The sequence below is a fragment of the Synechococcus sp. R6-7 genome (genome assembly GCF_047461695.1).
GTDB lineage: Bacteria > Cyanobacteriota > Cyanobacteriia > Thermostichales > Thermostichaceae > Thermostichus.
Genome location: NZ_JANSHS010000210.1, coordinates 1 through 8833, shown reverse-complemented (window position 1 = coordinate 8833; position 8833 = coordinate 1). Strand labels below are relative to the sequence as shown.

Here is an 8833-nt window from a genome sequence, read left to right as displayed (position 1 = left end):
CTTATTATTGACTAGAGTCATGCTCCCCTCTTCACGTTGGGAGAGGGGCCAGGGGTGAGGGCCCGTTAATCCAAGCGGCGGCCTGTCAAACGCACAAAAATGTCTTCTAAGTTGGCCGGGCGCACCATGAGGCCGGTTTTGTCAGGTTCAGCTTCCAACTGCCGCTGAGCTTCCGCCAAGCTGGGGAAAAAGGTGTACTCCACCTCCCGGCCAGGACAGGATCGCACCAGCAGGGCCTCTCCATACTTGGCCCGCAGTTGCTCGGTGCTGCCCAACTCGATCAACCTTCCCCCATCCATGATGCCGATGCGGTCGCACAGCTCTTCTGCCTCCTCCATGTAGTGGGTGGTAATCAGCAAGGTCATGCCCTGCCGATTGAGATCCCGCAAGATCTCCCACAACAGCCGCCGCGCCTGGGGATCCAACCCGACGGTGGGCTCGTCCAAAAACAAAATCTGGGGGCGATGCAGTAACGCCCTGGCCACCTGCAAGCGTCGTTTCATTCCCCCTGAGAGGGTTTTCACTTTGTCTTGCCGGCGATCCGCCAGCCGCACATACTCCAGCCATTCATCGATGCGTCGTTGCCGCTCCGGGTTGGAAATGTGGTGCATGCGGGCATGAAACTCCAGGCTTTCCCAAACGGTCAGCTCTGCCTCTAGGGTGATGGGCTGCAACACTACCCCAATCTGCCGCCGCACCGACACGGGATCCCGCACCACATCGTAGCCCCCCACCTGGATGGATCCCTGGCTGGGTCGGGTAAGGCTGGTGAGCATGCGAATGGTGGTGGATTTCCCGGCTCCGTTGGGCCCCAACAGGGCAAACACTTCCCCCTGGGGGATCTGCAGGCTCAAATCTTGAACGGCAACCTGCTGCCCAAAGCGTTTCCACACCCCCTGCATTTCCACCGCCACCGTCTTGGTTTGGGGCAAGGTTGGGGCCGTCGAAAGAGCTGTCACAGTCCGCTCCGGTAAAGTGTAAAGAAATCTTTATTCTCCAGCATACGCCAGCCGTGTCAGCAAGCTGCAGGTTCTATCAGGGATCCCTGCCCTTGGCAGTAGTTTATGCTATCCCTTCAAGTCTTCCGTGGCTGTGATCTCGTTCCCTGTGGTTTTTCTCTAAGCTCTGCAAATAGCATACATTGCACCTGAAGAGTGAGTTGCGTCCGCAGGGCAGGGCATGAGCGTACAGCAGATAGGGGAAGTTGTGCTAAATGGCTAGTGCTGTATTTGTACCTATGGGTAACAATAAAGACACAAGCTTGAGCGGTCTGGCTGTCAGACTGGGGCTTTCTTCTCAGTGAAGCGACCTCCCTCAGCGCCCACCGATACCCTCTACTAACCAATCTGAATCTGATCTGAGCAAAATGCAGAGCAAAGACCGGTTCGACCAAATTGACTTCCGGCTGGATCGCCTGGTTGGGGCTGTGTTGACCCTGGCCGAGGCCGTCAGCTTCGTCAAGGATGACCTGACCCATCTGAAAGCCATTGTTCAACAACAGGTGCTGATATCCCAGGAGCAGAGCACTTGGCTGGGAGAGTTAAAGGCAATATGTCAACAGCAAGCCGATACAGCTCGTCGCCAATCTGAGACGATTGAGCGCATTATTGCCCATCTCCTGCCCGCTCAGGATCCCAAGTCTTGAAGGATCAGAGGGCAACCTGGGGGCGTGCCACAATGGCAGCAGAGCTGAGGTTTTCCACCGTTGGAGTGCCAGGTTGCAGCAGCAGGACAGGGTTCTGTTGAGGCTGAGGAGCTGCTTGCTTTCTTTCGTTGCCGACGCTTGCCTTACCTGGATCGCTTTGGCCCTCAAGAGGCCAAGCTGCCGCCGGACAACCTGCTGGAGCAATGGCGGCGGGATCGCCAAACCCTGGCAGCCGCTGTGTTTGAGCAATTCCCCGGAGAACGGGTTGCGCCGGGCAATGAAGCTCTCTTGGCAGCCATGGCCGACGGGGCGGAGCGGATCTACGGCGGACGGATTGCCGCAGAGCTGTTTTGGCAACCGCAGGAAGATCTCAACTGTACTGCTGAGGCAGAGCTGTTGCAGCTTGCTTCTGAACCTGTCCCTCACTCCTCCTCTCCAAGGGATCCCATCCCTGCCCCAGAAGACTGCGAGATGGTGCCCGCTCTTGCGTTGCCGCCTGAAGCTGTTCCAGAGGGACGTTCAGTTTGGGTGAGCAGCTCCCTGGATCTGCTGATTCGGGATCCCACTCTCGTTGGCAGAAGTCGCCACGCCGCCCGATCCTCTTACCTGCCGGTTCATATTCGTATCGGCAAACGCCCCAAACCGGAATACGAATTGTTGCTGGCTTTGCAGGCAGAGTTGCTCGGATCCCTGCAGGGAAACGTTCCCAAGCGGGGCATTTTGATCCTGAAAGATGGGAAGTGGCACCCCGTCCACCTGAGCCGCCGACGAGCACAGGTGCGGCAATTGCTGCAGGAGTACCTGCACTCCCTCAACCAGCCGGAACCACCGCAGGTGTTCATGGCCCGCAGCCGCTGCCATCTTTGCCACTGGCGGGAGCATTGTCAGCAGTTGAACGCCGCCGCTCAACCCCTCAGCCTGCTGCCGGGCGTAACGGGATCCCGCTATCCCCTTTTGCAAGAGGCGGGGATCCACTCGATTGAAGCCCTGGCCAACGCTCAGTTGGATAGGTTGCAAGCCATTCCCAAGTTGGGATCCGGCGTGGCCCTGCAACTGCAGCTTCAAGCCCGTGCCACCCTCAGCCGGCAGCCTCTCTGGATTCAATCCCCCCCGGAAACCCTGCCCACCACACCCGTAGAGCTGTACTTCGATATCGAGGCGGATCCCCGCCACAACGTCGCCTATCTGCTGGGCCTGCTGGTGGTGGAGCAAGCCGAGGGGAAAAAGGTTGCGAGCTATCACAGTTGCCTGGCCGCCGAGCCGCGGGAAGAAAGGCAAGCTTGGGAGCAATTCTTGCAACTGGCACAACGCTATCCTGACGCTCCCATCTACCACTTTCACGGCTTTGAGGTGCAGACCTGCCGACGGCTGGGGGAGCAGTACCGCACGGATCCCCGACAAGTGCGCCAGTTGTTGCAGCGCTTTGTGGATTTACAGGCCTGGGTGCAACGCTCGGTGGTGTTACCGATTGAGAGCTATTCCCTGAAAAACATCGCCCGCTGGTTGGGGTTTCAATGGCGTCTGCCGGATGCCAATGGCGCCCAGTCCATTTACTGGTATAGCCAATGGCTGGAAACTCGGGAGCGCAGATATTTGGAGCACTCGCTCATCTACAACGAGGATGATTGTCGAGCTACCCATCGGCTAAAAGACTGGTTGTCCCAAAGTGGAGTTCTCCATCCGAATGAGTTGACGAAGGTGGTCTGTCCCCAGCCATGAATGCCGCAGCTTGCGCTGCCGGTCTTGTGGTCAATGGCTGAGGCTTCGTTTAGAATTAGACAGGCCCATTTAGTTCATTAAGGGGATCCCATGCTGTTGAAATCTCATGAATCTCCTCGCTATCAGGGCAGAAACCGTCGCGGTCGTGGGGGATCGGCACGTAAGCGCCAACTGGACAAACGGAACCGCGCCTTGATGCAACGATTACGACAACGAGAGCAAGCTCTCAACTCTCGATCTTCTCGGCAGGGGCAAGTTAACCCTGCCTTTTTTGTGCTTGCTTCTCCTTGGCCTGGCTACGGGGGATCCCGCTTGGCTGCCTGATCCGCCCATTTCTTTCATGGCATCGAAGAATCGAAGAGTTTGCTTCTTGCGCCTTCAAGACAAAGACTGCACCCCTGCCGATAGATGCGGGTTTTGGCTGCGGGGCTCTGGATAGGTGGGAAACTCTCGGTCAATAGCGTAAGCGGCTCAATTCCCGTCGCAGTCAGGATCGGGATGACAGGATTTGAACCTGCGGCCCTCTGCTCCCAAAGCAGATGCGCTACCAAGCTGCGCTACATCCCGGCCTAGCTTTTGTGATTATGCCAGATCCCCGCCTCTGATGCACACCCAAGCAGGGATCCCTCGCTCAAGGCAACAAGGGAAACAAACATTTGTCCAGGTCAGGACTTGAGCATCTTGGCCGGCATGACAATGAGGGTATTCCCCTGTCGCTCCACCACGTAGAGCTCCTGCCCGGCTTGGATTTCCAGGTTGGGAATGCTGCACTTGGCGTTCCAGGTGGAACCCAGATAAGAAACCCGCCCCCGTTCGCCTGGGGGAATGGGGGTGATTGCCCGCGCCTCGCGAGATTCCTCTACCTGAACCGATCCATGGGGCACCAGACGGCGGCTGAGGATAATCAACACCACCGATGCCCCAATCCAGGCGGCAAATTGCACCCAGATTGGCAAACCCAAATAGGCCAAAAGCCCTGCCAAGAGCGCCGCCAACCCCACCGAGCCGGCAACCAATTCTGGCAAAAACAATTCGGCAGAAATGAGGACTAACCCGATGACGATCCAAGGCCAAACCATAGAATCCAGGGATCCCACCAAATTCAGTATGGCTCAAAACCCCTGGATCCTCAGCAGGGATCCCTTGTCCTTAGGGAGACTGGTTGGGGCTTACCCGCCCAAGCGGTAGTTCTCCAAAAACTGCAGGGGATCCATCTCTTCCTGAGGGGAGCTTTTGGGTAGGTTCTTGGATTCGGCGATCCGCATCAAGGTCTCCCAGTCGGTGCTCATGACAAAGGCCACGGCTTGGCGAGCTGCCTCTCGGTGGGGGCAGTCCTCTCCCAAGACACAGCCATCTCGACAGAGGGTGGCGCAATCGTGCGCAGTGCTCCTGGGATCCGGGCCAGCCATGATGTCTTCCTCTCGGTGGGTTTCACGTTTTCTTTAGGATACCTGAAGAGAATCTTGCGCTTGCAGGAGATTTGGGTCAGGGCGGGTAGCTTGGATGAGGAGATGAGGCGACAAGACCTGTTCAAGCAAGAGGAGCCTTATGGAGTTTTCGCAATTGCAAGCGCTGGTGGATCGAGCGCTGGAAGACAAAAAGCTCACCCGCACAGAGGTGGATCAAATCGTCAACGCCATCCGGTCGGACGGCAAAATCTCCCCCGAAGAGATAGGCTTGCTGGAGTCCATTCGCGAAATGGTGCTCCGTCGGGAGATTCAGGTGGTGGAAACGGCAGATTGAGGGGCAGGGATCCCCTGTTGCAAGTAGAGGGTGACTTCGCTGCGGTTGTGAAACAGGTGGCGGGCCCTCACCAAGGGGAAGGCACTACCCAAGATCTCCAAACTTTGCCGCAGCACCCGCAGGCGGTGTTGGCGAGGTAACTTCAGGGTCATCACAGCTCTCCCCTGTGGCTGCAGATGGGGGGCAAAAGCCACCATCAGGCGGGCAGAAGCCGGGCCATCCATGCGCATGTCGTTGAGGATGAGGTGAAACCGGCCTGGGCCACGGGCCAAGTAGGCTTGGGCGCTGAGGCGATGGTGGCAGATCCCCGGATCTTGGCTGAGGCGCTCGTGCAAGTCCCCCGGATCCACTGCCGTGACCTGCTGGCCATATAGGCGCAAAATGCGCGACCATCCCCCCGGTGCTGCCCCCAGATCCAGAGCCTGTCCCCCCGGCACCAAGGGAATCTGAAACACCTGGATGGCCTCCAGCAGCTTAAACTCGGAGCGGCTGATTTGCTCTGGATCCCGCCGAAAGCGATGGATCCCACCGGCCCAGTTGGAGAGGTTCTGGGCAGCCAAGGATAGGCCCAGCCAAGCGCGAATGCCCATCGGTTGAGCCAGGATCACCACCGAGATCACCTGCTGTGGGTCTTTGACCTGCAGGGGGGATCCCACCGCTGCCATCACCTGTTCGGCCAGGGTTTCATTGACCTGGAAGGGCTTGAGATTCCGCTCCCCAAACAGGCGCGTCTGAACCGAAAAGCTGAGGGCGGGGTCAATGGCTGCCAACATTTCCCCATCAAGGCGCAATTCAACTAAGGATCCCTCGGCCAGCCGCCGTTCTTGGTGAATGGGGCAGATGTGGCGTAAAAAAATGGGCGGGTCAGCTTGCCAAGCCTCAGCCAGGTCAGCAAATGAGCGTTGGCTGCATACCCACACCAAGCCAGGTGCTTCCTTTAGCCGCTGCACGGCAGCCTCTGGATCCGCAGCTTCTATCTCCCGGATCGCCAAATCCATAAAATCCGGGTCGGCGCTGCCCAGCCATGTATGGGTATCAGGGGGGAGAGGATTGCTCAACGGGCCCGCTGCCAACGCACGTAGGGTAAAGAAGCGGCTACTTGCTGAATCTGGGCTTGAGCGGCCAGCAGTTGTCCTGTGGCGTCCCAGGTGCCCTGCACCAGCATTTGCCAGGCTCCTTGGGGGATCTCCACAGCAGCGGCGTTCTCCCCCCAGCACACCTGTTTGTTGGGCAGATCCAGCGTCAACTGGAGCTGGGGATTTTCCGCCACCGCCTTCTGCAGGGCTTGAATCACAGCCGGGGGTGCCGTAACACAAGGGATCCCTAGAGCCAAGCAGTTGCCGAAGAAGATCTCGGCAAAGCTTTCGCCAATGAGGGCGCGGATCCCCCACTTGGCCAGCGCTTGGGGCGCATGCTCCCGACTGGAGCCACAGCCAAAATTGGCATTGACCACAAGGATCTGGGCTCCCTGGTACTGGGGTTGATCGAAGGGGTGTTGGCCGGGATCCTGGGCGCGGTCGTCGGCAAACACGTGCTGGCCCAAGCCGTCGAAGGTGACGCACTTCAAAAAGCGGGCCGGAATAATTCGGTCGGTGTCGATGTCGTTGCCCAGCAGGGGGATCCCTCGGCCTGTGACGGTCAAAACTTCGCTTGACATAGGAACTTGATGAATTCTCCCAGAGAGGACTTCAGGGTATCGCAACGTTCGGCAAAACCCTGCCCAACGGCAAAGGAAAGCCGGCAAAAGGGGAAGGCTCAGCTCGGCTACCGGCGGTAAACCTGATTTTCCAAATTGCGCACCTGCCGCTCCAGCCGATCCAGCCGCCCGCGCAGCTCGTCCATTTCCGATTGGCGGGGCACGCCCAGATCCTGCAGGACGTTGCGCACCTGCCGCTGAACATAGGATTCAAAGTTGCTCTGCTCGGCTTTCACCTGGTTGAGCAGGTTGTTGATGACATTGGATGCCTCTTCTGGGTTGAGCTGCCCCTTCTGCACCAAGTCGTCGGCAGCCTTTCTCAACTGTTCTGCCAGCAGAGTGGTTGTGCCCACGCCCATTAGCAAGAGCTGACGTAAGATACTGTTGTTGTCCAATGCTGCCCTCCAGAGGACACTTCGCGAACGGTACGGGCCTCCATGACTACCCATTTTCCTCAGTTTGCCCTCAACTTCGCAACCGGCTCGGCCAGTTTCTCCCTTTCGCCTGAGGCGGCACAACAATGGCACAAGGCTCTGCAAATCCTCTTGGAGCGGCTCAAGATCCGTTCCCGACAGCAGCCTCAGGAGCCGGTTGAGTTTCGTTACCCTACTGAAGATTTCAGCTTGGAGATGTTCTGCAACCCCAACATCTGGGCTGGCCCCCACGCAGCCAAGGTGCTGGTGACTCTGAAAACCAAGGTGCTGCGCCTTTCCACCGAAGTGGAGTTCTCTCGCCTTCAAGAAGACCTCAGCCAATATCTGGAGTCCCTAACATGAGCGAAGATGCCCATGCTGCGGGAGAGGAGCCCGCGGCCATTACGGTGACGCAACTGCTGGACGAGCCGTCAGAGGGGATCCCCGGCCACTTGGAAGTGGTTGCCCTCACTTGGCACGACCGCCAGCGATCCCGGCAACGGCTGGTGAGCGACTGGGGCACCGAGATCCAGCTGATGCTGCCCCGCGGCACCCATCTTCACGATGGGGATCTGCTCTATGCGGATGCGCAGCGACACATTCGGGTCAGAGCCCAACCCGAACCGGTGCTCTTGATTCAACCTGAAAACCCCATCCAGATGGGCCAAGTGATTCATCAACTGGGCAACTGGCACCGCCCGGCCCACGTTTCCCCCCAAGGGCAGATCCTGGCGCTGGCCGATGATCCCCTGCAGGACTGGCTGGCCCACATGGGGATCCCGTTTCGGTTGGAGATGGCTGTCTTCGAGCCCAACCTGTTGGCCCACAGCCATTAACCTGAGCCTTTGCGAGCGCAAACCCGTCCCTCCGACTCATGGCCTAGGCTCCAGCCTCTGCTTCTCGGGTTGCCAACCGCGCTGCAAACTCTCGGTGTTCCTCCGACTCAATTCCCCTTTGCAGCACACCCAACACCTGCTGCATGTTGCCCGTCAGCAGCGCGTCCACGGCTAACCACAACCCCGGAAATACCCGACTGTACAAGACGCCCGACTCATTGGGCTGTTGCAGCACGTACTCTCCATTCTGGAAGACATACCAGCGAAAGGCTTGCTCTTGGGTTAGCCAGACCAGATATTCCCGCACGCCGTTGCGCCGGTAGGCCCGCAGCTTATCATGCAGGTCGTAGGAAGCTGTGCTGGCGGCAATCTCCACAATCAGCTCCGGTGCACCCTCAATGTAGTCATCCTCGCTAATGCGGGACTGTCCCCCACAAGATTCGTGCATCCGCAATATGGCATCTGGCTGCGGCTCATTGTCCAAGTCCAGGCGAACGGTTGGATTGCCCGCCGACTCAACCCCCGGCGTTGCTGCTTCATAAACTCCCAGCCAGGCCATGATGTGGCTGTGTGGTCTGCCATGTCGGCGATATCTGAGGGGAGATGCCACGTAAACAATTCCCTCAATCAGCTCGGCTTTTTTGAGCTGAGGCATGGCTTGATAGCGCCGTTCAAACTCATCGCGGGTGAGACGATCGCCGCTTTCTAAGATGGGCAGTTCACGGAAGGAAGGGCTACTGACGCTCATGACCAGCTGATACATTTACGCTGAACACTGCTG

General features: G+C 58.3%; 13 protein-coding genes and 1 tRNA gene. 6 read left to right on the top strand and 8 right to left on the bottom strand.

Features of this window, described 5'->3' with window-relative positions; genetic code table 11:
- Positions 1-65 precede the first annotated feature (65 nt).
- Positions 66-914 carry an ABC transporter ATP-binding protein gene (locus tag NW815_RS06980; protein ID WP_414389980.1) on the bottom strand — a complete coding sequence of 283 codons (849 nt, stop codon included), beginning with the start codon at positions 912-914 and terminating at the stop codon, positions 66-68.
- Positions 915-1366: 452 nt separating this feature from the next.
- Between NW815_RS06980 and NW815_RS06975 the strand changes: the two genes are divergently transcribed.
- The 3 genes from NW815_RS06975 to NW815_RS06965 all read left to right on the top strand — a co-directional run bounded on the left by NW815_RS06975 (position 1367) and on the right by NW815_RS06965 (position 3688).
- Entirely contained in the window at positions 1367-1645 is a 279-nt protein-coding gene (locus tag NW815_RS06975; RefSeq protein ID WP_414389978.1) for a hypothetical protein, read from the top strand.
- A 60-nt stretch (positions 1646-1705) separates the two neighbouring features.
- Positions 1706-3364, top strand: coding sequence for a TM0106 family RecB-like putative nuclease (locus NW815_RS06970; protein WP_414389976.1), 1659 nt, complete (start codon positions 1706-1708; stop codon positions 3362-3364).
- A gap of 90 nt (positions 3365-3454) precedes the next feature.
- Complete coding sequence (locus tag NW815_RS06965) at positions 3455-3688, top strand: hypothetical protein (protein WP_414389973.1); 234 nt, start codon at positions 3455-3457, stop codon at positions 3686-3688.
- A 169-nt stretch (positions 3689-3857) separates the two neighbouring features.
- Here the strand turns inward: NW815_RS06965 and NW815_RS06960 are convergent.
- The 3 genes from NW815_RS06960 to NW815_RS06950 form a co-directional block, all read right to left on the bottom strand.
- Positions 3858-3931, bottom strand: a tRNA-Pro gene (locus NW815_RS06960).
- A 98-nt stretch (positions 3932-4029) separates the two neighbouring features.
- Positions 4030-4443 (bottom strand): NfeD family protein, encoded by a 414-nt coding sequence (locus tag NW815_RS06955; protein WP_414389971.1) that lies wholly within the window; start codon positions 4441-4443, stop codon positions 4030-4032.
- 90 nt (positions 4444-4533) lie between these two features.
- Positions 4534-4773, bottom strand: a complete 240-nt coding sequence (locus NW815_RS06950) for a hypothetical protein (protein WP_011433611.1) — start codon at positions 4771-4773, stop codon at positions 4534-4536.
- A 139-nt stretch (positions 4774-4912) separates the two neighbouring features.
- Between NW815_RS06950 and NW815_RS06945 the strand changes: the two genes are divergently transcribed.
- Positions 4913-5107 carry a hypothetical protein gene (locus NW815_RS06945; protein WP_011433610.1) on the top strand — a complete coding sequence of 65 codons (195 nt, stop codon included), beginning with the start codon at positions 4913-4915 and terminating at the stop codon, positions 5105-5107.
- Here NW815_RS06945 and NW815_RS06940 read toward each other — a convergent pair.
- From NW815_RS06940 to NW815_RS06930, 3 genes are all read right to left on the bottom strand, one after another.
- On the bottom strand, positions 5083-6165 hold the full coding sequence (locus NW815_RS06940; protein WP_414389968.1) for an SAM-dependent methyltransferase: 1083 nt from the start codon (positions 6163-6165) through the stop codon (positions 5083-5085). The two genes, NW815_RS06945 and NW815_RS06940, sit on opposite strands and share 25 nt — an antisense overlap.
- Entirely contained in the window at positions 6162-6764 is a 603-nt protein-coding gene (gene leuD / locus NW815_RS06935; protein WP_414389966.1) for a 3-isopropylmalate dehydratase small subunit, read from the bottom strand. Before leuD ends, NW815_RS06940 begins: the two co-directional genes overlap by 4 nt.
- Positions 6765-6871: 107 nt before the next feature.
- Complete coding sequence (locus NW815_RS06930; RefSeq protein WP_011433607.1) at positions 6872-7198, bottom strand: phasin family protein; 327 nt, start codon at positions 7196-7198, stop codon at positions 6872-6874.
- Positions 7199-7240: 42 nt separating this feature from the next.
- Here NW815_RS06930 and NW815_RS06925 point away from each other — a divergent pair, with 42 nt between their 5' ends.
- Both NW815_RS06925 and NW815_RS06920 read left to right on the top strand, forming a co-directional pair.
- A complete protein-coding gene (locus NW815_RS06925; protein ID WP_011433606.1) occupies positions 7241-7579 on the top strand; it encodes a hypothetical protein in 339 nt (112 codons plus the stop codon).
- On the top strand, positions 7576-8052 hold the full coding sequence (locus NW815_RS06920; protein WP_414330672.1) for an urease accessory protein UreE: 477 nt from the start codon (positions 7576-7578) through the stop codon (positions 8050-8052). Before NW815_RS06925 ends, NW815_RS06920 begins: the two co-directional genes overlap by 4 nt.
- A gap of 43 nt (positions 8053-8095) precedes the next feature.
- Here NW815_RS06920 and NW815_RS06915 read toward each other — a convergent pair whose 3' ends face one another.
- Positions 8096-8815, bottom strand: coding sequence for a Uma2 family endonuclease (locus tag NW815_RS06915; RefSeq protein WP_414389963.1), 720 nt, complete (start codon positions 8813-8815; stop codon positions 8096-8098).
- Positions 8816-8833: the final 18 nt, after the last annotated feature.

Bases quoted from the DNA above. Each gene is read 5' to 3' on its own strand.
- NW815_RS06965 (WP_414389973.1), top strand. From the start codon at position 3,455: ATGCTGTTGAAATCTCATGAATCTCCTCGCTATCAGGGCAGAAACCGT.
- NW815_RS06950 (WP_011433611.1), bottom strand. From the start codon at position 4,773: ATGGCTGGCCCGGATCCCAGGAGCACTGCGCACGATTGCGCCACCCTC.
- NW815_RS06925 (WP_011433606.1), top strand. From the start codon at position 7,241: ATGACTACCCATTTTCCTCAGTTTGCCCTCAACTTCGCAACCGGCTCG.
- NW815_RS06915 (WP_414389963.1), bottom strand. From the start codon at position 8,815: ATGTATCAGCTGGTCATGAGCGTCAGTAGCCCTTCCTTCCGTGAACTG.
- NW815_RS06945 (WP_011433610.1), top strand. From the start codon at position 4,913: ATGGAGTTTTCGCAATTGCAAGCGCTGGTGGATCGAGCGCTGGAAGAC.
- NW815_RS06955 (WP_414389971.1), bottom strand. From the start codon at position 4,443: ATGGTTTGGCCTTGGATCGTCATCGGGTTAGTCCTCATTTCTGCCGAA.
- NW815_RS06975 (WP_414389978.1), top strand. From the start codon at position 1,367: ATGCAGAGCAAAGACCGGTTCGACCAAATTGACTTCCGGCTGGATCGC.
- NW815_RS06920 (WP_414330672.1), top strand. From the start codon at position 7,576: ATGAGCGAAGATGCCCATGCTGCGGGAGAGGAGCCCGCGGCCATTACG.
- leuD (WP_414389966.1), bottom strand. From the start codon at position 6,764: ATGTCAAGCGAAGTTTTGACCGTCACAGGCCGAGGGATCCCCCTGCTG.